General features: G+C 70.3%; 22 protein-coding genes. 10 read left to right on the top strand and 12 right to left on the bottom strand.

The window, feature by feature from the left end:
* Nucleotides 1–83 precede the first annotated feature (83 nt).
* The 4 genes from ACGFMK_RS24235 to ACGFMK_RS24220 form a co-directional block, all read right to left on the bottom strand.
* Entirely contained in the window at nucleotides 84–938 is an 855-nt protein-coding gene (locus ACGFMK_RS24235; protein WP_392767216.1) for an NmrA family NAD(P)-binding protein, read from the bottom strand.
* A 616-nt stretch (nucleotides 939–1,554) separates the two neighbouring features.
* Nucleotides 1,555–2,472, bottom strand: coding sequence for an aldo/keto reductase (locus ACGFMK_RS24230; RefSeq protein ID WP_392767213.1), 918 nt, complete (start codon nucleotides 2,470–2,472; stop codon nucleotides 1,555–1,557).
* Nucleotides 2,473–2,694: 222 nt separating this feature from the next.
* Nucleotides 2,695–3,423, bottom strand: coding sequence for an SDR family oxidoreductase (locus ACGFMK_RS24225; RefSeq protein ID WP_392767210.1), 729 nt, complete (start codon nucleotides 3,421–3,423; stop codon nucleotides 2,695–2,697).
* 101 nt (nucleotides 3,424–3,524) lie between these two features.
* Entirely contained in the window at nucleotides 3,525–4,454 is a 930-nt protein-coding gene (locus ACGFMK_RS24220) for a LysR family transcriptional regulator (RefSeq protein WP_392767209.1), read from the bottom strand.
* A gap of 124 nt (nucleotides 4,455–4,578) precedes the next feature.
* Between ACGFMK_RS24220 and ACGFMK_RS24215 the strand changes: the two genes are divergently transcribed.
* Both ACGFMK_RS24215 and ACGFMK_RS24210 read left to right on the top strand, forming a co-directional pair.
* Entirely contained in the window at nucleotides 4,579–5,532 is a 954-nt protein-coding gene (locus tag ACGFMK_RS24215; protein ID WP_392767206.1) for an NAD-dependent epimerase/dehydratase family protein, read from the top strand.
* A complete protein-coding gene (locus ACGFMK_RS24210) occupies nucleotides 5,529–6,152 on the top strand; it encodes an NADPH-dependent F420 reductase (RefSeq protein WP_392767203.1) in 624 nt (207 codons plus the stop codon). Before ACGFMK_RS24215 ends, ACGFMK_RS24210 begins: the two co-directional genes overlap by 4 nt.
* Nucleotides 6,153–6,208: 56 nt before the next feature.
* On the opposite strand, the gene ACGFMK_RS24205 is transcribed toward ACGFMK_RS24210, so the two are convergent.
* On the bottom strand, nucleotides 6,209–7,216 hold the full coding sequence (locus ACGFMK_RS24205) for an NAD(P)-dependent alcohol dehydrogenase (protein ID WP_392767202.1): 1,008 nt from the start codon (nucleotides 7,214–7,216) through the stop codon (nucleotides 6,209–6,211).
* Between the two features lie 166 nt (nucleotides 7,217–7,382).
* On the opposite strand from ACGFMK_RS24205, the gene ACGFMK_RS24200 reads away from it, so the two are divergent.
* Entirely contained in the window at nucleotides 7,383–8,228 is an 846-nt protein-coding gene (locus tag ACGFMK_RS24200; protein WP_392767199.1) for a helix-turn-helix transcriptional regulator, read from the top strand.
* On the opposite strand, the gene ACGFMK_RS24195 is transcribed toward ACGFMK_RS24200, so the two are convergent.
* The gene (locus ACGFMK_RS24195) at nucleotides 8,166–9,686 is read right to left on the bottom strand and encodes a carboxylesterase/lipase family protein (protein WP_392767197.1); all 1,521 of its coding nucleotides are present in this window, start codon (nucleotides 9,684–9,686) and stop codon (nucleotides 8,166–8,168) included. The two genes, ACGFMK_RS24200 and ACGFMK_RS24195, sit on opposite strands and share 63 nt — an antisense overlap.
* Nucleotides 9,687–9,722: 36 nt before the next feature.
* The gene (locus ACGFMK_RS24190) at nucleotides 9,723–10,787 is read right to left on the bottom strand and encodes a hypothetical protein (protein WP_392767194.1); all 1,065 of its coding nucleotides are present in this window, start codon (nucleotides 10,785–10,787) and stop codon (nucleotides 9,723–9,725) included.
* A 299-nt stretch (nucleotides 10,788–11,086) separates the two neighbouring features.
* Between ACGFMK_RS24190 and ACGFMK_RS24185 the strand changes: the two genes are divergently transcribed.
* The 4 genes from ACGFMK_RS24185 (at nucleotide 11,087) to ACGFMK_RS24170 (ending at nucleotide 14,896) form a co-directional block, all read left to right on the top strand.
* Nucleotides 11,087–11,509 (top strand): organic hydroperoxide resistance protein, encoded by a 423-nt coding sequence (locus tag ACGFMK_RS24185; RefSeq protein WP_392767192.1) that lies wholly within the window; start codon nucleotides 11,087–11,089, stop codon nucleotides 11,507–11,509.
* 51 nt (nucleotides 11,510–11,560) lie between these two features.
* On the top strand, nucleotides 11,561–12,457 hold the full coding sequence (locus tag ACGFMK_RS24180) for an MBL fold metallo-hydrolase (protein ID WP_392767189.1): 897 nt from the start codon (nucleotides 11,561–11,563) through the stop codon (nucleotides 12,455–12,457).
* A gap of 86 nt (nucleotides 12,458–12,543) precedes the next feature.
* Nucleotides 12,544–13,461 carry a helix-turn-helix transcriptional regulator gene (locus ACGFMK_RS24175; RefSeq protein ID WP_392767186.1) on the top strand — a complete coding sequence of 306 codons (918 nt, stop codon included), beginning with the start codon at nucleotides 12,544–12,546 and terminating at the stop codon, nucleotides 13,459–13,461.
* A 439-nt stretch (nucleotides 13,462–13,900) separates the two neighbouring features.
* Nucleotides 13,901–14,896, top strand: a complete 996-nt coding sequence (locus ACGFMK_RS24170; protein ID WP_392767347.1) for a helix-turn-helix transcriptional regulator — start codon at nucleotides 13,901–13,903, stop codon at nucleotides 14,894–14,896.
* 23 nt (nucleotides 14,897–14,919) lie between these two features.
* Here the strand turns inward: ACGFMK_RS24170 and ACGFMK_RS24165 are convergent, their stop codons facing one another.
* Entirely contained in the window at nucleotides 14,920–15,381 is a 462-nt protein-coding gene (locus ACGFMK_RS24165) for a VOC family protein (RefSeq protein ID WP_392767184.1), read from the bottom strand.
* Between the two features lie 176 nt (nucleotides 15,382–15,557).
* Complete coding sequence (locus tag ACGFMK_RS24160; RefSeq protein WP_392767181.1) at nucleotides 15,558–16,478, bottom strand: AraC family transcriptional regulator; 921 nt, start codon at nucleotides 16,476–16,478, stop codon at nucleotides 15,558–15,560.
* A gap of 126 nt (nucleotides 16,479–16,604) precedes the next feature.
* On the opposite strand from ACGFMK_RS24160, the gene ACGFMK_RS24155 reads away from it, so the two are divergent.
* On the top strand, nucleotides 16,605–16,952 hold the full coding sequence (locus tag ACGFMK_RS24155) for a putative quinol monooxygenase (protein ID WP_392767179.1): 348 nt from the start codon (nucleotides 16,605–16,607) through the stop codon (nucleotides 16,950–16,952).
* Between the two features lie 117 nt (nucleotides 16,953–17,069).
* Here the strand turns inward: ACGFMK_RS24155 and ACGFMK_RS24150 are convergent, their stop codons facing one another.
* Together ACGFMK_RS24150 and ACGFMK_RS24145 are read right to left on the bottom strand one after the other, a co-directional pair.
* Complete coding sequence (locus tag ACGFMK_RS24150) at nucleotides 17,070–18,338, bottom strand: alpha/beta fold hydrolase (protein WP_392767177.1); 1,269 nt, start codon at nucleotides 18,336–18,338, stop codon at nucleotides 17,070–17,072.
* A 28-nt stretch (nucleotides 18,339–18,366) separates the two neighbouring features.
* Nucleotides 18,367–19,257, bottom strand: a complete 891-nt coding sequence (locus tag ACGFMK_RS24145; protein WP_392767174.1) for a DMT family transporter — start codon at nucleotides 19,255–19,257, stop codon at nucleotides 18,367–18,369.
* Between the two features lie 68 nt (nucleotides 19,258–19,325).
* Here ACGFMK_RS24145 and ACGFMK_RS24140 point away from each other — a divergent pair, with 68 nt between their 5' ends.
* The gene (locus ACGFMK_RS24140; RefSeq protein WP_392767171.1) at nucleotides 19,326–20,177 is read left to right on the top strand and encodes a LysR family transcriptional regulator; all 852 of its coding nucleotides are present in this window, start codon (nucleotides 19,326–19,328) and stop codon (nucleotides 20,175–20,177) included.
* 125 nt (nucleotides 20,178–20,302) lie between these two features.
* Here ACGFMK_RS24140 and ACGFMK_RS24135 read toward each other — a convergent pair whose 3' ends face one another.
* A complete protein-coding gene (locus tag ACGFMK_RS24135) occupies nucleotides 20,303–20,770 on the bottom strand; it encodes a MarR family winged helix-turn-helix transcriptional regulator (RefSeq protein WP_392767168.1) in 468 nt (155 codons plus the stop codon).
* A gap of 121 nt (nucleotides 20,771–20,891) precedes the next feature.
* Here ACGFMK_RS24135 and ACGFMK_RS24130 point away from each other — a divergent pair, with 121 nt between their 5' ends.
* Complete coding sequence (locus ACGFMK_RS24130; RefSeq protein WP_392767166.1) at nucleotides 20,892–22,526, top strand: MFS transporter; 1,635 nt, start codon at nucleotides 20,892–20,894, stop codon at nucleotides 22,524–22,526.
* Nucleotides 22,527–22,962: the final 436 nt, after the last annotated feature.

Genomic DNA, 22,962 nt, shown 5'->3' with positions numbered 1-22,962 from the left:
ACTGCAGATGTGCTACGCGGCGATGCAGTTGAGGTTGTTCCCGGTCAAACGACCGCGGTCGTTCGCGTTCGGCCGAACCGTCGTCAGGCGGACGGCTGGGTGAGCAGGTCGCGCACCGTGCGTGGTTCGCGACCGAGGAGCTCACCGAGAAGTGGGTCGACTCCGGCGAAGCGGCCCTTGTGCGCGGCCTGGTAGAGCCCGAGTGAGAACCGCGCCACGAATTCCTGCAAGCCTCCGGCGACCTGTTTCGCGATCCACTCCTCCTCTCCGAGTATCACCCGCTCGACGGTTCGGCCGATGAGTTCCGACGCGATCGTGGCGATGTCCTCGAAGGTGGGGGCGCTGGTCGCGGTCAACGTCGTCGGCCCGTCGTAGGCACCGTTCGAGGCGAGGATGACCGCAGCGGCCTCCGCGGCGTCTTCCCGCGCCGTCCATGACACCGGTCCGTCGGTCGGAACCTCGATGGTCGCCGTCTCACGCCACGAGCCCAGCAGCCGGTTCAGGCTGTGCGCGTAGTAGCCGTTGCGCAAGGACGTCCACGGGACACCTGACTCGGCGAGCAGGTGTTCCGTCCGGGCGTGACTCCGGGCGGGGACGAACGGGCTGTCGAGTCCCGCACCCTGATGGCTGGTGTAAAGGATGCGGCCGACCCCTGCCGTGACGGCCGCGTCGATCGCCGAGTGGTGCAGGCTCACTATGTCGGCGCGGGGGTCGTTCGACGACACGAGCAGCAGCTGATCGGCCCCGTCAAACGCGGCGGGCAGCGACGCCGGCTCCGCGTAGTCGGCGCGACGCACCGCCACCCCACGCGCCGCGAACCGCTCGGCTTTCGTCACGTCACGAACGGCCACGGCGATGTCCGCTGCCGGGATCCGTTCGAGCAGGTGGTCGACGGTAGCGCCATTGAGCGCTCCGGTCGCTCCGGTGATCACGATCATGAACGACCCCTCACGGTTCCACTGGTAACATGATGACGATATCGCTGGAAACGTGGCAAGGCAAGGCTGCGGCACCTGCGCAAGTTCGCTGACGCACCGACCACCGCTGCGGCTGTTTGCGGTCTGCTTTTCCCTGATCCGGAGCCCTCGGCCGAGCGTGAATGGCCGCGAGGACGGGCCCTGCTCGTAGTGGTAGCGCAGGCACGCTTCGTGCGTTGCACGGTCGGCCGAGATGCCGTAGGGCTAGCGCGCCTTCGGAGCGCGGCGGACGACCTGGGAGTCGGCGCCGGGTCGCCACTTCTGGTCGCCGGCGAGGTTGTTCCCCGTATGCGCCGCTTGCCTGCGGAAGCGACATCCGGCCGTGGCTCGGTCGAGGGGCGACCGGACGTGGAGAAGGCATTCGCCCTTCCGCGCCGGCTTCCTGCGGCCGGCTGGCTCGACACTCGCTCGGTGATGGCCGAGCGACCTGCGCGTGGACCGTTCGCCGTGTGGCTCGACCAGATCGTCGGCCACTGCCGCCTCGAACTGCACGGCGACCGCGGCTAGTGACCAGCCGACCCGGTCGTGCAGATCTACGGCGGTAGAGTGCCCGGGGTGGGCCAGTGTTCGGCAGGGATCAGCTCGAGACCTGGTTCAGCGCGGTGAGCTCACCGTCGGTGAGCTCGAGAGACACCGATTCGAGCAGATCGGGCAGCTGTTCCGCGGAGCGTGCGCTCGCGATCGGTGCGGCGACCGTTGGCTGCAAGCGCAACCAAGCCAGTGCCACGCTGGTGACGGAGACCCCTTTTGCGGCAGCGACTTCGTCGAGAACGGCAAGCACTCGCTCGCCGCGCGCGTCCAGGTATTTCAGCGCTCGCGCGGCGCGTGTCGGGTCGCTCGAGTGCTGGTCCTTCGAGCGGTACTTGCCGGTGAGGAATCCCTGTGCCAGACCGGAATGCGGCAGGGTGGCGAGGTGTTCGCGAGCGACCAGGGGTGCCAGTTCCTTCTCGTAGTCGCGTCTCATGAGATGGTAATGCGGTTGCACGGCAACGTATCGGGCGAACCCTTCGCGGTCCGAAATGGACAGTGCGGAGGCGAGCCGGTGGGGTTCGAAGTTCGACGCCGCGACGTACCGTACCTTGCCCGCGCGGACGAGCCCGTCGAACGCGGCGAGCGTTTCCTCTTGCGGGGTGTCGAGATCGTCCCGGTGTGCGTAGTAGAGGTCGATGTGGTCGGTTTGCAGGCGGCGCAGGGATTCCTCGACGGCCACGGCGATGTTCGCCGCCGACAGACCCGGCCGCTGGTCCCCGGCACCGACCTTGGTGGCGATCACCAGGTCGTCCCGCCGGCCGCGCGCGGTGAGCCACTTGCCGATGATCGTCTCCGAGCCGCCGCCACCGCCGTAGGCGTTCGCCGTGTCCAAGAAGTTGCCGCCGGCGCCGGTGTAGGCGTCGAGCACGGCGAACGACGTGGATTCGTCCGCCGTGCGCCCGAAGACGGCGCCGCCGAGGTTGAGTCCGAAGATGTTCAGTTCCGTGGTGCCGAGCTTCGTCATGCTTTCCAACGTAACCCGGCCGTGACGGAAGGAAACCGGGGCACAGCGGTCGGCCACGGCCGACCGCCTGCACGACGCCGTGATCGACTACTGCCGGGCCGCCTCGGCTCCGCCGAGGAAGCCAAGTACTGCACGCTCAGGGGAAACGCGTCGGCGGAGAACCACGTCTGGGCCGACATGCGGACGTTGCAGAGACCGCCCAGGTTGTCGCGGTGCCGCAGCTCAGACCAACAGGCCGCCGCCGTCGACGGTGATCACGCTGCCGGTCGCGTACTGCTGCTCCATCAGGTGGACGTAACTACGGGCGACATCGGCGGTCTCGCCGATCCGGCCCACCGGCAACGCGCTGCCGGTGGAGCGGAACATCTCTTCGAGCACCTCCGCCGGGTACTCCCGCCACATTTCGCTGCGGACCATGCCGGGCCGCACGACGTTGACCCGGATCGGCGCCAGTTCCACGGCCAGGGCCCGGCCCAACGCTTCCATCGCGCCCAGTGCGCTGGACGCCGCCGCCCAGCCCGGCCCCGGCCGCTGTGAGGAGCCGCCGCTGGACAGCACGATCGAGCCACCGGGCCGGATGTGCGGGGCGCCGTACTTCACCGCAGCGTAAGCACCCCAGAAGCGGGTCTCGAAGAACTGCCGGATCGCCCTGATCTCGGTGGTCAGCACCGGCACCGGTTTCATCGGCTCACCGGCGGTGTAGACCAGGTGATCGAACGGGCCGATCCGATCGAACAGTGCCTTGATCTCGTCCTCGTCGCGTACGTCGACCGTCTCGCCCTGGGCATCGGCCGGCAGCTCGGCCAGCGCCTCGTCCACGGTGGCCTGCCGGCTGGACACCACGACGACCTGCCCGCCGGCCGCGGCCGTCGCGTGCGCGGTGGCCAGCCCCAACCCGGCCGTGCCACCGATCAACACCACACGCCGGCCGCGCAAAGACGACTCTCCCATTTCACTTTCCCTTTCGTGCGAGCGGATTCAGACACCTCCAACCGGCGATCACGCCGAGTTCTTCCCACAACGACATCGATGTTTTGAGGGCTCAACATCCACTATGTGGATGGCTCGGAATTCCCCGCGAGCTGGGCTCGCACGTCTTCGGGCACGCCTACCCCGCGAGTCCGCAGGTCGTCGACGAACCGGTCGGTGAGGGGGTCCGAAGTGGTGGGCCGCAGCGCCACCAGCTGCCTGACCCATCGCGGCGAGAACGATCTGACCGCCCCCGGGAATCCGGGACTGACCGCGCTGACCGGCGATACGGCAACGCCGAGGCCGGCGGCCGCGAGCTGTGGCGCCGCGGTGGTGACCGACGTCCTCATCACCGGTTCCGGGCGCACGCCGGCTTCGGCCAGCGATCGGTCGAGCCAGACGCTGAGGCCGTTGTCCGGTGCGAAGTGCACGAGCGGGACGCCGTCGAGATCCGCTACCCGTAGGGTCGCCCGGTCGGCCAGGTGATGGCCGATCGGCGCCGTCAGCACGATCTCTTCCTCGGCCACGGTGACCGCGGCGGCGGCCAGCCGGTCGGGCACGGGGGCCGGCACGAGGACCAGGTCGACTTCGCCGGAGTCGAGCCATCCGGCCAGCTCGGCCATCCCGGCCGACTCCCGCAGGGTCACCGTCACGTCCGGGTGACGTCGGTGCCACTCGTGGATGACCGGGGCCACCAGCGGCACGCACAGGCTCTGCGCGCACGCCAGCCGCAGCGTCCCGCCGGCCGCCTCCCCGGCCGCACGGGCGGACCGAACCGCGGCCGCGGCCGCGGTGACCGCTCGCCTGGCGTCCGCGACGGCGGCCCGTCCGGCGGGAGTCAACGTGACGCCACGACGGTCACGCCGCACCAAGGTCGTCCGGGCTTCGCGTTCCAGCATGGCGAGCTGATGGGAGACGGCGGGCTGCGACGAGTGCAGCAGCCGTGCGGCCTGGGTGATCGATCCGGTGTCCGCGATCGCGACGAGACATTCCAACGCTCTCAGGGAAGCCATCCAAAGATCATATACTTGGCATCGAAAACATGAATATTGTTGAGGGAAGAACCCGGTGCCGCCCGTTGCTCTACTGAGGTGAACCGGCCGCGCGGGCTGGTGGAAATCACCAAAGGAGGCGGCTGTGGAACAGGTGTTCGTCACCGGGGGGTCGGGGTTCATCGGCCGGGCCTTGGTACGTCGGCTGGTCGCAGACGGATGCGCCGTACGGGTGCTGGTGCGCAGCACAGCGTCGGCTGACGTGGTCGCTTCGCTCGGCGCCACGCCGGTGCACGGCGAGCTGACCGAACCGGCCGGCTGGCAGCGCGAGATCCAGGGCTGTGAGGTGGTCTTCCACCTCGCCGCCGAAACGGACGTCACCGCGGATCGCGCCCGGCACGAGCACGTGACGGTGCGAGGGACCCAAGCAGTCGTCGACGCGGCCCGTGAGGCGGGCGTCCCCCGCTTCGTCCACTGTGGAACCGAGGCGGCGCTACTCGCCGGTGCCCCGCTCGTCGACGCCGACGAGACCGCGCCGCTCCGGCCGGACTCGCCGGCCGCCTACTCCGCGACCAAGGCCATCGCCGAGAAGATCGTGCTGGACGCGAGCTCGCCCGGTTTCGCCACGGTGTCGATCCGGCCGAGGTTCGTCTGGGGTCCGGAAAGCTTCCTCGTCGACGGCTTGGCCGAGGCCGCCCGGGCCGGGCAGTTCTCCTGGATCGGCGGCAGCCGGCAGATCACGGACGTCACCTACGTCGACAACGTCGTCGAAGGCCTGATCCTCGGCCGGCGGCGCGGCCGCCCGGGCCAGGCCTACTTCGTCACCGACCAGCACCGCGTCGTCTTCCGCGAATTCATCGAGACGATGTTCGACATCTACGGCGTCCACGCCTCACCGTCCGATCTGGACACCGGCACCGCCGACCGCGAAGTACCCGTGCCGGCCCGGTGGTTCTTCGGGCAGGAATGCACCCTGCGGACCGACAAGGCCGTCGCCGAACTGGGGTACCGGCCGATCGTGTCCCACGAGGCCGGCCTGGCCGCCACCCGCGAGTGGGTGGCCGCCAGGTCCGCGACCGGCGAGGCGGCGGCGCGATGAGGATCGGGATCATCGGAGCCGGGCAGATCGGCCGCACGCTCACCGCGCTGCTGGTGCAGGCCGGACACGACGTGTGGGTCGCGAACAGCCGCGGCCCGCGGAGCCTCACCGGCCTGCTCGCCCCGCTCGGCGCGCACGCCCACGCCGCCACGGTCGCCGACACCGCCCGGACCGGCGAGCTGGTCGTGGTCAGTGTCCCCGTCCGCGCCTACCAGGACCTGCCCGCCGACCTGCTGGCCGGCAAGGTGGTCATCGACACCGGCAACTACGACCCCGGGCGCGACGGACCCATCCCCGAACTGGACGAGGGACGGACCACCGGCACCGAGCTGCTCGCCGCCCTGCTCCCGGACAGCCGGGTGGTCAAGATGTTCAACACCATCTTCTACGAACACCTCCGCGACCAGGGGCAACCGGCGGGTTCGCCGGGGCGGCGGGCGCTGCCCATGACCGGAGACGACACCGAGGCGAAAGCCACCGTCGCGGCCCTGGTCGACCAGATCGGCTTCGACACCGTCGACGCCGGCCCGCTCGAGGCCAGTCACCACATCGGACGGGGCACACCCGCCTTCGACGTTCGGCTCGACGCCAAGCAGCTTCGTACCGCTCTCGAGTTGTAGCACGGGGTTCCCCGGCCGAGGTCCTACTTCCCGAAGTCAGACTCCCGCGTCCGTTCTCAGTCTCGATCCACGACGATGACGGTCTTGCCGAACACGCCGGCGGCCCCGTGACCGCGGTACGCCTCCGGCAGGTCCGCGAAGGCGACGCTCCGCTCGATCACGGGCTGGATGCCGCGCTCCTGGACGAACACCGCCAGGTCGCGATGCATCGCGACGCTGCCGACGGCGACGCCGCGGACGCTGGCCTGTTTGGCGATCATCGCCATGAAGTCGAGACCGGGATTCGTCAGGTCGATCAAGCCCGGAACCGCGACTTCGCCACTGCCGCGCAACGCCGCGAGCGACTCCGGCACCATGCCTGGTCCGACCGCGTCGACGACCTTGTCGGCCCCCTGGGTCGACTCGAAGAATCGCCGGCCCCAGCCCGGTGCGGTGGTGATGACATCCGCGACCCCGATCCGGGCCCATCGCGGATCGTCGGCGTGGGCCCGGACCGCGGCCGTGACCTGGGCGCCGGCCGCCGTGGCGAGCTGCGCGGCGAAGACCGACACGCCACCGCTGCCGAGGACCACGACCCGGTCCCCGGCCCGGACCGGGTGCCGGCCGAACAACGAGTTCCACGCGGTCACGCCGGCCACCTGCAGCGTCGACGCCTCGACATCGCTGAGGCTCTCGGGCGTGGCCACCAGGGCGGCGGCGTCGACGACGATCTGCTCGGCGGCGACACCGTCGTCGTCGAAGCTGCCGGCACCCGGGCCGAACGTCGGGGCTGGTCCGTCCGACCAGCCGGGGACGTGGGCGGTCAGCACGCGGTCACCGATCGCCCAGCCCTGGACCGCTTCGCCGAGCGCGTCGATCACGCCGGCGACGTCGGACAGCGGGACGAGATCACGCCCCGGGGTCCGGCCGAACGGCCCGGCCAGGACCATCTGGTCGCGCGCGTTGATCGACAGAGCGTTCACCGTGATCCGCACCTGACGCGGACCCGGCTGCGGCACCGGGGCGTCCTCACACTTGAGCCGGTCGGCCGTGGTGGCGTCTGCCGGCAGGATCCAGCGCTTCATCCTCGGTACCGTTCCTTTCAGCGGCTGAGCCGCGAGTGCTGATCGACGAACCCGCGACGGGTTCGCCTCCCAGCGTCGACGGCGGGAGCAGGTACCAGCCACACCCCGCTGAGCCTGGTTACCGCAGGACCACCCAGCCCTGCCTCGTTCTGGGTACCGTGAAGGCATGCCACCAGTTCGGCCACAGCTGGGCGCGTTCCTGCGCGCTCGGCGCGATCGGATCACGCCCGCCCAAGCCGGAATCACGCCTTTCCCCGGTCCGCGTCGCGTGCCCGGGCTGCGCCGTGACGAACTCGCCGTTCTCGCCGGCGTCAGTGCCGAGTACTACAGTCGCCTCGAACAAGGCCGCCAGCGCAACGTCTCCCGTGCCGTCCTCGAAGCCCTCGCCCGCGCGCTTCGCCTGACCTCGGTCGAGCGCGCGCACCTGTTCGACCTCGCCCACCCGATCGCCAGGCGAAACACCCACGTCACCGAAGCGCCGCAACGACCCGAGCCGGGCCTGCTGCGGGTGATGTCCGCGCTCGACCACCTTCCCGTACTGCTGCTGGGCAACCGGGGCGAGGTGCTGGCCCGCAATGCGCTGCTCGACGCGGTCCTGGGCCGCCCGATCGAGCTCGGCACGTCGTTCTTCACGTTCCTCATCCAGGACCCGCTGGCGCGCGAACGCATCGTCAACTGGACCGACTTCGCCTCGACGGCCATCGCGGCCATGCGCCGCGAGGCGGCCCGCCGCCCCTTCGACCAGCGACTGATCGCCCTCGTCGACGAGTTGCGAGCAGCCGATCCGCAAGTGGCCCGGTGGTGGGACGACCACACCGTCCGCGACTACGCCTCGGTCGCCAAACGTATCGACCACCCCCAAGCCGGCCCGCTCACATTCGACATCGAGATCATCGGCGCCGCGGACCAACCCGATCAGCGCCTGGTCGTCTACACCGCGGAACCGGACTCACCCACCGCTCGCCTGCTCCCGCTGATCGCCAGCTGGGAAGGACACCCGGCGAACCGGTGAGCTGTCGATGGCATCACGCAAGTTCGTCTTGTCCCCGAAGAAGCGCCAGCTGTTCGGGGCCCAGCCGGGATGACCGGTCTTGACGAACCTGATCCAGGCCCCATGAGTCTCGTCGGCCAAGGCGAAATCCGGTTCTCCCGGCCCGAGGAGACTGCGCGGTCCGCGCAGAGAAGCCAATTCCGGCTGGTCGAACACGAAGGGCAGCTCGACGCAGTGACACGCGCCCAGCCGGCCCTCGTAGGCGTTGGAGGCCCACCGGAACTCGTAGGAGAAGGTATGGCCTCGTGAACGAGCGATATGGGCCGCGGCCAGCCGGCGGCTGCCCCCGGTGAACGCGTCGGTGATGACCCTGGACAGCAGCTGACCGGGGGACCTGTCCGGGAACAGCTCGCGGTAGCCGTCCAGGCGGGCTTCCGGGTCGGGAAAGCGGCGTCGCGCCGCGGCCAGCAGATCAGCTTCGCCGGCGGTCTCGCTCAGGCCGTTCGGGACGGTGTAGAGGTTGGCCTCGTCGGCGGTACTGCCGATCAGCAGATCGGTGCCGAGCCCGGGGCGAAGGGTGTCGGCCGGCTGACCGGTCAGCAGCACGCCGTCGATCACCGGTTTGAACGGGCTGGCCCCCACCGCGGTGTCGAGGAAGCCGTGTGCGGCGTGGTCGAGGGGCGGTAGCGCGGTGGCCAGCTCGATGAGCCGGTCATCGGTGAGGTCGCTCAACGACGCCGCGGTGGCGTCCCGGCCTAGCAGCGACGAGATCCCTCGCGTGGCCAAGGCCGCTTGGCCGGGCTCGAACGCGCAGTCCCCGCTGCCGCTTTGGCTGATCGCCCGCTGGAACAGCCCGTCGGCCGCGGGGCAAGCCAGCAGTGCGGCGACGATCATCGCTCCGGCGGACTGGCCCGCGACCGTCACCCGGGCCGCGTCGCCGCCGAAGGATGCGATGTTCCCGGCCACCCAGCGCAGGCCGGCGAGCACGTCGAGGAGCCCCCGGTTGGCGGGGGCGCCGGGGACGTCGAGCCAGCCGCTCACGCCGAGGCGGTAGTTCAGCGTGACCAGCACGACGCCGTCCCGGGTGAAGGACCTTCCGTCGTACACCTCGGCGGACCCGGTCCCCGCGGTCAGGCCGCCGCCGTGGACGAACACCAGCACCGGCAGGCCACCGGCACGAGGATCGGGCGTGCTGACCGTCGCGGTGAGGTAGTCGTCACCGGTGTGCCGGCCGGTGCCGAGGATCGGGGTGAGGTCCAGGGTGCCGAAGGACCGGCGCGGCGCGGGAGCGCTCGGCCCGGCGGCGGAGGCGTCACGAACCCCCGTCCAGGGCGCGGCGGCCGCGGGTGGCGCGAATCGCCGGGGGCCGGCGGGTGGTGCCGCGTAGGGGATCGAGTGGAAGACGACACCGGTCGGGGTGGCGGCTCCCCGCAGCAGCCCGCCGGTGACTCGTGTGGTCAAGGAGATGCGCGTGGTCACGGAGACTCCATTGTGGATCCGGTGTGCGGGCGAGAGTCAGCTGACGTGGACCTGGCGCAGGGTGAAGCCGGTGTTGGGTTGGTGCTGGAGCAGGTCCGCGAGGCCGCCGCTGACGGTGTAGGTGGAACCGTGCGGCCCGGCGGTGATGCCGCTGGTGATCGGGTCGGGCACCGTGTCGGTCACGGTGACCTTCGCGCTGCGCCAGGAGCCGTCGGGACGAACGCGTTGCACCACTGCGGGTTTCTGGGTGAGCAGGCCGCTGCTGAGGGCGGCGATCGAGCTGTCCGGCAGGACCCGCAGGGACGCCGCGAGCGGGACCAGGCCGGTGTCGAGCTTGACGACGGAAGCCTGGCCGGGGTGCTGGATCGGCACCCGGACCAGGGTTCCGTCACCCTTGGCGACGATGAGCAGGTTCCCGGGCACCAGCGCGACAGAGCTGGCGGCGATGTCGGGCAGGACGCCCGGGACGCCGAGGCCGGGGGTGCCCGCCAGGAGCGGGCTGGTCAGCAGGACCGACGCCCGGCCGGTGCGGGAGACGCGGAACAGGGTGGGGCTCTGGGTGTCGACGACGTAGGCGGTGCCGTCGGCGTCGACCACCACGTCGGCCGCCAGGTGCGAGGTGCTCGTGGGGGCGACGGCGGCCAGGTCGGTGTACCACTGCCGCCGGCCGGTGCGCAGGTCGTAGCTGCCGACCCCGGCCACCTTCAGCGGCCCGGCCGCGCTGGTGCTGTCGGCGGTGCCGAGGTCCACATTGGTGACCAGCACCCGGTTGCGCTCGCGGTCGATGCGGACGCCCTGGACGGACACCAGCGCCGGGTCGTTCACGAGGGTGTGCGCGGTTCCGTCACGGCCGATGACCGTGACCGTGCCCTTCTTGAGCGAGCCCACCAGGAAACTGCCGGTGCAGGGGTCGTAGTCGGCGGAGTGCGGGAAGACCTCGGGCGCCTTGACGGCGATCGTCGCGAGCGGGGAACGCGTGGTCCGGTGGTTCCCGGTGGGCTGTTCGGCGGGCCCGGCGTAGGCGACGGATCCCAGCAGCACCGGGGTGGCGAGCACTGCGGCGGCGAAGACGCCCCTCATGCCGGAGAAACGCAGATTCATCGGTGACCTCTCACTGGTGCGAAACCTGTTGATGCCGTTACGGCCGCCGAATTCGCGCACCAGGATGCGTAACGATTCCTGGGTTCGGGCCGGCGCGGACCGTGCGGCGCACTGAGCCGATAGTGCGGCACCCGGCGGCGCACAGCCTGACCCTGGCGGGATCACCTTCGACCCGGCCTGCCCTACACCCGCAGGGTCAGGCAGCCGCCGTGGCGCCGATCCATACTCGACTCCATGACCGGCGAGCCGGAGCGGCAACCCGGAAGTCCGTCCACAGTGCACACCGAAGGAGAAGAACCATGTCCGTGCTCTACACCACCGAGGCGATCTCGACCGGCGACGGCCGCAACGGCGAGGTCCGCACCACCGACGGCGTGCTCGACGAGGTGCTCGCGATTCCCCGGGAGATGGGTGGCCCCGGCGGCGACAAGACCAACCCCGAGCAGCTGTTCGCGGCCGGGTACGCCGCGTGCTTCCACAACGGGCTGCAGGTGATCGCCCGCGAGGAGAAGGTCGCCGTCGCCGGGTCGGCCGTGACGTCCACGGTGAGCCTGCTCGCCCTGGACACCGGCGGCTTCACCCTCGCGGTCGGGCTGGCGGTGCACCTGCCCGGTCTGGACCAGGCCACGGCCGACAAGCTCGTCGTGGCCACCCACCAGGTGTGCCCGTACTCCAACGTCACCCGAGGCAACATCGACGTGAGCCTGACCGCGACGGTGTGAGCCGGGCGCGAAAATAGCGGGCGGGGCCGGAATTTCACGAAGGGTATCCGCATGAACCAGACCTTGACGCTGGGATCGGTCGACGTGACCCGGGTCCTGGAGTACACCGGGGCGACCCGGCCACCGGAGGCGATGTTCCCGGGACTCGACCGCGCCACCTGGCGGGCGCACGAGGACTGGCTGGCGCCGGCCTTCTGGAACCCGGCCACCGACCTGCTGCAGACCTGCGTGCAGACCTGGGTCGTGCGCACCGCCGACGAGACGATCCTCATCGACACCGGCGTCGGCAACCACAAGCCGCGGCCGGGGGCGCCCGCGTTCGACCGGCTCGACACCGATTTCCTCACCCGGCTGCGGGCCGCCGGCACCGACCCGGAAGACGTGACCACCGTCGTTCTCACGCACCTGCACGCCGATCACGTCGGCTGGAACACCCGCCTCGTCGGCGGCGACTGGGTGCCGACGTTCCCGAACGCCACCTACCTGCTGGCCCGGGCGGACTTCGAGTACTGGCACCCGGAAGGCGGTCACCGGCCGCGGCTCGCCGCGGCCAACGAGGGCGTCTTCGACGACAGCATCCGGCCGGTCGAGAGGGCCGGGCAGCTTCGGCTGTGGGAGGACGTACTCGAACTGGGCCACGGGCTGCGCCTCGAAGCCGCGCCCGGCCACACACCCGGCTCCGCGATCCTGTCCCTCACCTCCGGCCGGGACCACGCCCTGTTCGTCGGTGACCTGCTGCACAACCCGATTCAGATCGTGGCACCGGACCTGAGCAGCTGCTTCTGCGAGGACCCCGCGGCCGCGAGCACGACGCGGCGGCGCATCCTCGCCCGGGCAGCAGGGCAGCACGCGCTGGTGTTCCCCGCGCACCTGGGCGGCGGCCTCGCGGTCGAGGTCACCGAGGCCGGGCCGGGCTTCGCGGTGCGGCGCTGGGGCTTCGGGCAGTGACGGACCGAAGGCGGCTCGGCGACCGGGACCTGCCCTACACCAGCAGGGGCAGGCAAACACCGCGGCACCGATCCATACTCGACTCCATGGCCACCAAGTCGGAGCTCGGACGGTTCCTGCAGACACGCCGGGCGCAGCTGCAGCCCGCGGACGTCGGACTGCCGAGGTACGACGAGCGGCGGCGGGTGCCGGGCCTGCGTCGCGACGAACTCGCCCAGCTGGCGGGGGTGAGCGAGTCGTACTACACCCGACTCGAGCAGGGCCAGTCGCTCAACGCGTCACCCGAGGTGCTGGACGCGCTTGCCCGTGCGCTGCGGCTGGACGAAACCGAACGGCGCCACCTGCACGACCTCGCCGGCACCGCGCGGCAGAGCGGCAAGGGCCGGACTCGCCGCCCGGCACCGGAACGGGTGAACGCGGCCACCCGGCAACTGCTCGACTCCCTCGGCGACACCCCGGCCGTCGTCCTCGGCCGCTACAGCGACATGCTCGCCTGGAACCCCATCGGACACGCGTTGTTCGCCGGTCACCTCGACCCGCGCAGCCCCGACCAGCCGGGCCGGCGCCCGAACAGCGCGCGCATGGTGTTCCTCGACGCCCACGTCCGCGACCTCTACGACGACTGGCCGAAGAAAGCCCGCGACGTGGTGGGGAAGCTGCGCTTCGCCGTCGGCCAGTACCCGGACGACCCGGTGCTGGCCGAGCTGATCGGCGAACTGGTCATGCACAGCAAGGAGTTCACCACCCTGTGGTCGGAGCACCGGGTCCGGGACTGGGACATCGCCACGCACCGGATGCACCATCCCCTGGTCGGCCCGGTGGACGTTCTCCAGCAGGCGATGCCGCTCCCGGACGGGCGCGGGCAGCGGATCGTCATCGTCACCACCGAACCGGACTCGCCCTCGCGCGCGGCGCTCGCCCTCCTGGCCCAGCTCACCACCCCGGAAGCCGGCGAGCGGGAATCGCACCACAGGCCGGTCGCCGGTCAAAGCCCCGGGCGATAGCCGGGTTCGGTTGCCACCTTGATGTGTGAGGCTTCGGTCTCACCTGGACGGGTAAGGCCGTGGCCGCACGAGGAGTTCCGAGGTGTGGCAGGTCCGTGAACGTGAGGACGGATTGGTCTAGTGTTCTCTGACTAGTCGTGGGCGTTGATCGAGCCGGTGTGGCCCCGTCCTGGTGGGCGGGCGGGTCGCCTGTGGAACGATCATCGTGATGCTTGAGGGGATCGTGTGGCGGTATCGGGTCGGTGCCCCGTGGGCGGGATGGGCCGGAGGACTTCGGGGTCCGTAGTCCCCGGCCATGGCGTCAGCGCGCTGATCGACTCCGCAGGAACCCTGCCCGGTGTGGGCGCACCGGCGGGTCCTGCGACGGGCGGATCCGTTCGGCGTGACCTGCGTCAGCCCGATCATGGTGCGGGGTGACGTGGCACGGCCGACAGCTCGGGTGTTGACGTTGCTCGAGTTGTTGCAGTCCGGTGGCACCCGTACCTCCGCTGAGCTGGCCGAGCGGCTGAACGTGGATGGACGCACGGTGCGCCGCTACGTGGAGCACCTGCGTGACCTCGGCATTCCGGTGGATTCCGTGCGTGGTCGTTACGGCGGTTACCGACTCGCGCGCCACTACCGGATGCCTCCGTTGATGCTCACCGACGAGGAAGCACTGGCGGTCGTCTGGGGGCTGCTGCTGACGGGCCGGCCGGGATCCGGTCCGGCCTCGATCGGTGACGTGGAGGCCGCCACTTCGAAGGTGCGCCGGGTACTGCCCCCGGCCCTGGCACGACAGATCGACGCAGTGGTCGAAACCGTGAACTTCACCGGCGGTCGGATCGGCGAGGCAGCGCGCGCCGAGGGCGGCGAGGAGGCAAGCGCGAGAGTGCTTCTCGGACTGGCGCGGGCGGCGGGGGAACGGCGTCCGATTGCCTTCGACTACCTGCCGCGGCACGGACGTGCCCGGTTACGCACCGTTCATCCGCACGGCATCGTTGCCCTGCACGGGCTGCTCTACCTCACCGGCCACGACGTCGAGCGCCAGGCGGAGCGGACGTTCCGCCTGGACCGCATCGCCGGCCTGCGCCTGCTGGAGGGCACGTTCGAGGTGCCGGACGACCTGAACCCGGTGCAGCGGGTGGTGGGCCCGCTCGCGGCGGGTCCCGGGCGGCATGAGGTGTCAGTGCTCGTCGACGCTGACGCAACGCACGTGCGAGCCTTGTTCCCGGAGACGCTGGCGTCGGTCGAACCGGTGGCCGGCGTCGCCGGGAATGGTCACTGGCTGAGAATCTTCGTCCGTGCGGAACGTTTGGAATGGGTCGCGGGAAGATTGGCCGCTCTCGATCGGCCGTTCGTCATCGAGCAGCCGGAAGCTCTGCACGGGGTCGTTGCCGCGCTGGGACAGAAGCTGATCGCCGCGGCGACCGTCGATCCCCGCGGCGACTCGGGCTAGGACCGCGAGGCGCTCGCACTGACTCAGTCCGCCTTGCTGGTGGGCGGTGGCATCTTGGGCGTCCGGTTCTGCTGCAGTTGCAGCGCCTGCGGCGTGACCGGCGTGTAGAGGTTGACGAGTGACCCTTCGGGGTCGCGGATCAGAACGGACATGTTGCCCCAGGGCATCATCGTCGGCGCCTGCACGATGTCGAGGTCTTCGCCGAGCTCGGTTTTCATGAGGGCAAGCAGGGATTCGACGTCCTCCACGACGAACTCGACGATCGCGGTGCGGTTGGCGGCCGCTCGCGGTGGGTTGTCCGTGATGAAAGCGACCCGCTCCGGCGTGCTGAGCGCGAATGTCGCGGACGGTGTCACCAGCTCGACGAAGTCGTCGGTCAGGTACTGCGGGGTGGCGCCGGTGAGGACCTCGTAGAAGCGGACGAGTTGCGGTAGGTCGTCGGTGATCACGCGGACGGAGGCCAGTTGGACGGTGTTCGTGGTCATGATCACGACGCTATCTCTGATACTGGACATAACCGGTCCGGATTAGCCGCGATTCGCTGCCCTCGGCTCACCGGCACCACGACCCGGCTCTACGGTCAGCTGGTCGGCGGGGACGGTAACCGAGCGTTTGACGGTGACCAGCCGGGCTTTCGCGTCGACGGCACCGACGAAGGGAGTCAGGTGACGCGGGAGGCTCGCCGGAACTGTGCCGGCGGTGTGTTCAGTTCGCGGCGGAACGCGCGGCTGAAGGCCGCGACCGACGTGTATCCGCTTTCGGCGGCTATGTGCTCGACGGTGTCGTCGCTGTCGCGGAGACGGCGTGCCGCGAGGTGCATCCGCCAGCGCGTGAGGTAGGTGGCGGGACCGTCGCCGGTCGCTGCTTCGAACCGCCGATTGAGCGTCGTGCGCGACACGGCCGCTTCCTTCGCGAGCGTGGCGGCGGTCCAGGCGCGGGACGGGTCGCGGTGAATCGCTGCCACAGCGGAGACGACGGCGGGGTCGCGGAGGGCGCGCCACAGGCTTGATTCGCATTCCGTCTCGCCGTTCGCCCAGGATCGCAGCGCGCAGGCCAGGAGCACGTCGACGAGCCGATCGATGATGACCCGTGAACCCGCGCCGGGCTCGGTCAGCTCGAGGTCGAGCAAGTGCATGGTCGTCACCGTGCGCGCGTCGGTGGCTCCGGCGCGAACGTGGATCACATCAGGGAGCTGGTGAAGCCACGGCAGCGGCGCGATCATGTCGCGGGAATAGGACGCGGCGACCAGCTGGACGGTGGCGTCGCCGGTGCCGAGCCTCATGAAGTCACCGCTGTGCTGCGCCTCGGCGACGGCGCGGCCATCGCAGATCGCGGCCTCGGCGGACGGGGAGGAGGCGATGACGTGCGCGATACCGGAGGTGAGCAGCAGGACGTCGCCCGCGGCGAACGGACGTAAGCCGTCTTCCCGGGTGAGGAGAACTCCCTCCCCGGAGACGACACCGTAGAGCGCGGCGTCCGTCCACTCGGGTCGCATCATGCCCCAGTCGCCGCCCGCGACGACACGCAGTCCCGAGCTTGCCGTGATGCCGGACGCGGCGAGCACTTCGGACAGGACGTCCATGCCCCCACCGTAGAGCGAGTGGGTCAAACGGACAAGTTTGCGCTCCATTGTGTCATTGTTCGGCCCAGATCTGCTGGTTAGGCTCTTGGTAGCAGGTTCACGGCCAACTGGCGAAAGGCACAACGAATGAGTGACACCGACGTGGCTGAAGGTCCGCTACCGGCCGACATCGCGACCTCGACCGGCCCGGTCGCCCTGGTCGGTCAAGCCCGGATCCTCCCGGGGAAGGAAGCCGAGTTCGAAGGGCTGATCCGCTCGATCCTGCCGAAGATCCGGCAGGAGGACGGGAACGTCCACTACACGGTCAACCGCTCGCACGAGGACGCCTCGACCTATCTCATCTACGAGGAATGGGAGAACGGAGCTTCGATCGTGAAGCACGTTCAGCAGCCGTTCATGGCCGAGTACTTCGGGCAGGTACCCGGACTCATGGCGCCCGGCGCCGACGCGCCCGGATGGAGCTCGCCCCTCTGAACGCCCCCTCGCCGGCTCGGGCCGTGACACCGGGTACGTGCCGACGATCCCGACGCCGACCGCGTCGCCTTGTCCACGGTCAGCGCCTCGCCGGCTGAACGGGACTGGCGCTGCGCTTCAGATCTGGCCGTGCAGCATGCGCAGCAGGTGGTCGAGGACGCGTCCGCTGGTGACCCGAAGCCCGTCGTGCTCGTGCTCGTTGGTCGCCCACAGCCGGAGGCCCCTGATGGTCTCGGCGGTCTGCAGCGAGTAGGTGGCATCGACGTACATGTCGTCGAGGTAGACGGCGGCGGCCACGGGAACGTCGTTCGCGGCCAAGCGCCGGGGATCGTAGAGGTCGGGCCAGTCCTCGCGGGCGAACAGCACGTCGGCCGGCTCGCGCAGGGGCGCGAGACACGGTTGGTCGAACAGGGACGGGTAGGTCGTCTCACCGGTGAACAGCACCGGGTCGTCCCCGGCCACCGCCAGGCGCGCGTCGAACTGGGGGAACTCGCCGCGCACCCGCTGAGCCGCCCAGTCCGGCGCGCCAGTGCCGCGCTGGGCGTAGGTGAGTTCGAGCATGAGCGATTTCAGCGGCAGCTGGGCGTAGCTGAGGAACGCCGCGGCGCGGGCGAGGAAGCCGTCGGACAGCTCCGTTCCGGCCCAGGTGTCTTCGAGCAGGTAGTGCAGCACCTCCGCGCCGTCGCTCGTGCCGAGCAGCATGCCGAGCGACTGGAAGGCCTCGACGGTGAGCAGGGATCCGTCCGGCATCGGTGCCGGGCGCTCGATCAGGTGCGCGGCGATGCGGCGGACCGAGGCGGCGTCCTGCGGGTACCGGCGGTAGTACGCGGTGTTCTTGCGGTGCACGCGCGGATAGGCGGCGCGGTAGACGTCGTCGGGCGTGACGCGCAAGCCGGGAAGACCGCCGGTGATGATCGCCTCGCGCAGGCCCTCGGGTGCGAACGAGAGGTAGGTGACGGTGCACATGCCGCCGAAGCTCTGGCCGAGCACCGACCATGGTTCGCCGGACAGTTCGCGCCTGATCAGTTCGGCGTCGCGGACGATGGAGTCGGCGCGGAAGTGGGTGAGGTAGTCGGCCTGCGCGGCGGGCTCGCCACGGGCCGGGAGCGTTTGCCGGGTGATCGGACTGGAGCGGCCCGTACCGCGCTGGTCGAGCAGCAGGACGCGGTAGTCGTCGAGCGCGCGGTCCAGCCAGGAGTCCCGGCCGACCGGACGCGGCGGCAGCATGCCGGGGCCACCCTGCAAGAACAGCAGCCAGGGCAGCTGCTCGCGCTCGCGTCCGGTGGCCACCACCTCGCGCGCGTAGATCTCGATGTGCTCGCCCGCCGGCCGATCGTGGTCGAGGGGGACGGAGAAGAAATGATCGGTCAGCGTGAGACCGGGCATGGAAGTTCCTTTGCGGTAACGGATGGGCTTACCGGCGTTGCTTCGCGAGGATGCTGATGGCGTTGGCCGCGATGATCGCCGTGATGCTCGACCAAGCGGCCACGTCGAGCTGCTGTCCCAGAACGAGTACGCCGACGGCTGCGGCGAACACCGGGTTGACGCTCATGAACAACCCGAACGCTTCGGCCGGAACGCGGCGCAGCGTGAACAAGTCCGCGAGGAACGGCACTGCGGAGGACAGGATTCCGGCCGCGACGGCCGCGCCGACCGCACCGGCCGAAGGTGTGTGGTGCACCACGACGCCGGCTCCGACGGGCAGGTAGACCAAGGCGGACAGTCCCGCCGCGGTGGCCGTGCCCTGTGCCCCGGGGATGCGCTGCCCGATGGAACGGTTGAGAAGGATGTAAGCGGCCCAGCAGGCCGCGGCGAGCAGCGCGAGCCCCATGCCGAGGTAGTCGTTGGTGGGGCGGGGACGCATCAGTACGACCACTCCCGCCACGGCAAGCACGGCGCAGCCCAGGTCCACGCGTCGGCGGGAGCCGGCCAGCGCGATCGTGAGGGGACCGAGGAACTCCAGCGTCACCGCCAGGCCGAGACCGATCCGGTCGATCGCGGTGTAGAGCGACAGGTTCACCACACCCAGGACGGCGGCGAGCAGCAGCACCGGCCCCCACTGGCGCCTGGTGAAGGTCCGAAGGCGGGGCCGGCCGACCGCGAGCAGCACCGCCGCCGCGACGCACTGGCGGACCGCGACGACGCCGACCGGGCCGAGCACCGGGAAGGCCAGCGACCCGATCGCGGCCCCGAGCTGGGTCGACAGGCCGCTGGTGAGCATCGCGCAGACCCCGGCCACGGGCGCGACGCCACGCTGCGTGAGCAGGACGGCGGGGTCTGCGGGGCGAGTGGGGGCTGCTGGCACGTGGTGATCCTGTACCGCGGCGGGCCATGCGCAAAATGCATGGAGCGCGGCAGCTATACGCTTCGGTTATGGATGTCGACGTGCGTCAGTTGCGCTGTCTCGTCGCGATCGTGGACGAGGGCACGTTCACCGACGCCGCGATCGCGCTGGGTGTCTCCCAGCCTGCGGTCTCACGCGCGCTTTCGGCGCTCGAGAAGCGCCTCGGCGTACGGCTGCTGCTACGTACGTCCCGCGAAACCTCGCCGACGGCGATCGGACTACGCGTCGTGGCGCACGCCCGGCGCGCGCTGACCGAGATCGACAACCTGGTACGGGAAGCGGCGTCGGGCCACGTCGAACTGCGTATCGGCCACGCCTGGTCGGCACTCGGCCGACTCACCCCCGCCTTTCAGGACCGGTGGCGGGAATCGCACCCGGAAACGCAACTGCACCTGCATCGCATCAATTCCCCTACCGCCGGCCTGGCCGAGGGCACCGCGGACCTCGCGGTCATGCGCAGGCCACCGGAAGACCGCCGCTTCGAGGGGGCCATCGTGGGTCTGGAAGCGCGGTGGTGCGCGATGGCCGCCGCCGACCCCCTGGCGCGGCGCCGCTCGGTGCGTCTGGCCGATCTCAGCAGCCGCGTCCTGCTCGTCGACCAGCGCACCGGGTCGACCAATGCGGACTTGTGGCCCGCGGACGCGCGCCCGGCGACCCAGGAGAGCCGCGAGATCGACGACTGGCTCACGGTGATCGCCACCGGCCGCTGCGTGGGGGTTACCGCGCAGTCCGTCGTCGACCAGTATCCCCGGCCCGGCATCGTCTACCGGCCGGTACGCGACGCCGAACCGGTGGCCGTACGACTGGTCTGGTGGCGCGACGACCCCCACCCGGCCACCCGCTCCGTGCTCGAGCTGCTTACCGAGCTTTACCGCACATGACGGACTGAGCGTGTTTCGAACAGGCAGAATCCGGTGACGCCGACGGCATGACCGTCGCCGGGATCGAAGACCTCACCCTGTCCTGCACCCGCCGCCGGGCGGCGCGGGCGAGGACGTGCGGCGTTCTAGTGCGGAAGTGAACTCGACAACGCGCCGCGGCAGGCGGTCACGTAGCGGCGCAGGTCGGCCGCCTCATCCGCGGCCAGCGGGGACAGCATCCGCTGCTCCACGGCCGCCACGTCCTCGCGCACCCGATCGAGCAGCTCCTGGCCCTCCGCGGTGAGCCGCAGGACCCGTCGGCGCCGGTCGCCCGGGTCCGGGTGCCGCAGGACAAGGCCGCGACCCTCGAGGACGCCGACCATGTCCGCGGCGCTCTGATCGGTTACGAACGAATTGCGGGCGAGCTCGGCCGTGCTCAGATCCGACCGGCGCTCGAGGACCGTCAGCGCCGTGTACTGCAGCGGCGTGATGGAGACCGGTCGCAGTGCCTCGTCCAGCCGGGACCGCACGGCGAGTTCCAGTTGCTTGACCAGGTACAGCAGGGATGGCGGTGCCTTGGCGCGGACGTCGTCGGAAGCGGCTGGTCTGGTCACCCCGTCATCTTCCCCGACTTCGGAGGCGCCGAGAAAGCACCCAGGAAACCTGTACATCCGTCGTGACGCGTGACACAGTTCACCTTGGCCGCATCCGGGCTCCGCCGCCTCTGGAGGCTCGATGAGCAATCCCCTCGCCACGCCGGCCGCCCGGCGCGCGATCACCACTCCCTTCCTCACGCCCGGCACCCGTGTGGCCACTGCCCTCGCGGTGCTGGTGGCGCAGGTCGGGCTCGCCATTCCGGCCGTGCTCAACGGTCTGTTCCAGCAAGACCTGCACACCACGTCTGCCCAGCTGACGTGGATCTCCGACGCGTTCCTGGTGCCGGTGACCCTTCTCGAGCTGAGTTTCGGCGTCCTTGGCGACCTCTTCGGCCGCAAGCGGCTGCTCATCGGCGGCAGCCTGCTGATGGCCGTCGGCGAGTTGCTCAGCGTGCTGACTCCGTCGGTCGGCACGTCGAACACCGGGGCCATCGCCACGTTGTGGACGGGACAGGCCCTGACGGGCATCGGGGCGGCGGTCCTGTTCCCCACGTCCTTGGCGATGGTCGCCGCCGGCACTCACACGGCGCAGGACCGGGCGAAGGGCATCGCGATGTGGGCGGCGGCGTTGTCGTCCGGTGGATTCGTGTCCCCTCTCCTGGGAGGGCTGGTCACGAAGTTGTCGTGGGGGAGCGATCCGACCGCGAGCTGGCGCTGGGCGTTCGTCGCGGTGTTCGTCCTGGCCCTCGTCAGCGCCGGCGTCGCGTTCACCGCTCAGAATTCGTCGGCTCCGGAAGGCCGTTCGCTGGACTGGCCGGGCCAGATCACCATTGCCGTTTCGCTGTTCGCGCTGCTGTTCGCCGTCATCCAGGGCGCCACGAGCGGCTGGTCCAGCCCGCTGGTGATCGGCGGCTTCGTCGTTGCCGTCGCCTTCTTCGCCGCGTTCATCGCCGCCGAGCGCCGGGCGCCGGCTCCGTTGCTGCGGCTGAGCCTGTTCGGCAACCGGGCCTTCGCGGTGAGTTCGGTGGTGACCGTGCTGGGGATGTTCGCCTTCCTCGGCACCGCGTACTCCACCAGCATCCGGTTGTCGGCGATCCAAGAGTTCTCGCCCATGGAGACCGCCGTCGCGTTCGTTCTGTTGCAGGGCTTCGCATTGCTGCTCATGCCGATCACCGCGAAGGTCATCCACTCCTACAACCCGCGGTGGGCCCTGGGTGCGGGCTTCTTGCTGATCGCCATCGGGGACTTCTGGATCGCGACCCAGCCGGCGACCGACCGGTCTCTCCTGCCGATCGTCGCGCCGCTGGCACTGGTGGGTGTCGGATTCGCCTTCGCGCTCTCCGGCGTGACCGCCGTCGCGGTCAACACCGTCCCCAACCACCTCGCCGGCATGGCCGCGGGCACGACCAGCCAGCTGCGCGACTTCGGCTTCACACTGGGCCCCGCGGTCATCGGCGCGATCGCGCTGAGCCTGGCCGCCGCGCAGATCCAGGACCAGCTGCGGGCCAGCCCCGCGCTGCAGGTGGCGATGGAGCACTTCAGGACCGGCGCGCCGCCCGAGGCCGTCGGCGCGGTGAACTCGGGTCCACTCGGCGCCAACGCCGTCGCCGGCAACCCGATCCAGGACGTCGCGTTCCACGCCCTCGATCACGCCTACTCGATCGGTTATCTGGTCTGCGGGATCTCCGCGCTCGTCGCGGCGGTGCTGGCCGCGGCGGCGCTGGGCGGTGCGGCGCACCGGCCCATGGTCACGGAGGAGTCGTTGCACGACTGACGCGGTGGTGGCGACGCGCGGTATCTCCCGATCGTGAACCGCTTCAGGGGCACGGGGGAGCGGTGGTGCGCCGCGGGACCGGTTTCGGCGAAAGCTTGATCCGGGACGCAGGTCGGTGTCGACCTCCAGTCCTCTCGCGCGCATGGCCTGCTTGTAGCCGTCGGAGCGGCGAGGCGGGCGGGGTCCGTCTCATGGTGCTCGATGTGGACGTAGTGCGCCGGCCGGGACTGGCGCGCCCCACCACGGCCGTGGGCACGGTGGTGGCGAGGCGTACCAGACCTACGACGTCACCTCGTTACCGCACAAGGGAACTCGTCGAGGTCGTCCGCCTGTCACGCCTGCTCTTCGGCCGCACGCACATCGCCCTCGGCGCGGAGAGCCCGACCGCCGGCAGCACGGCCTTTCCCACGAGACCTGTTGGTATCACCGAGCTCAG

The sequence above is a fragment of the Amycolatopsis sp. NPDC049252 genome (assembly GCF_043197175.1).
Lineage (GTDB): Bacteria > Actinomycetota > Actinomycetes > Mycobacteriales > Pseudonocardiaceae > Amycolatopsis.
This window is presented reverse-complemented; position numbering and strand designations above follow the sequence as displayed.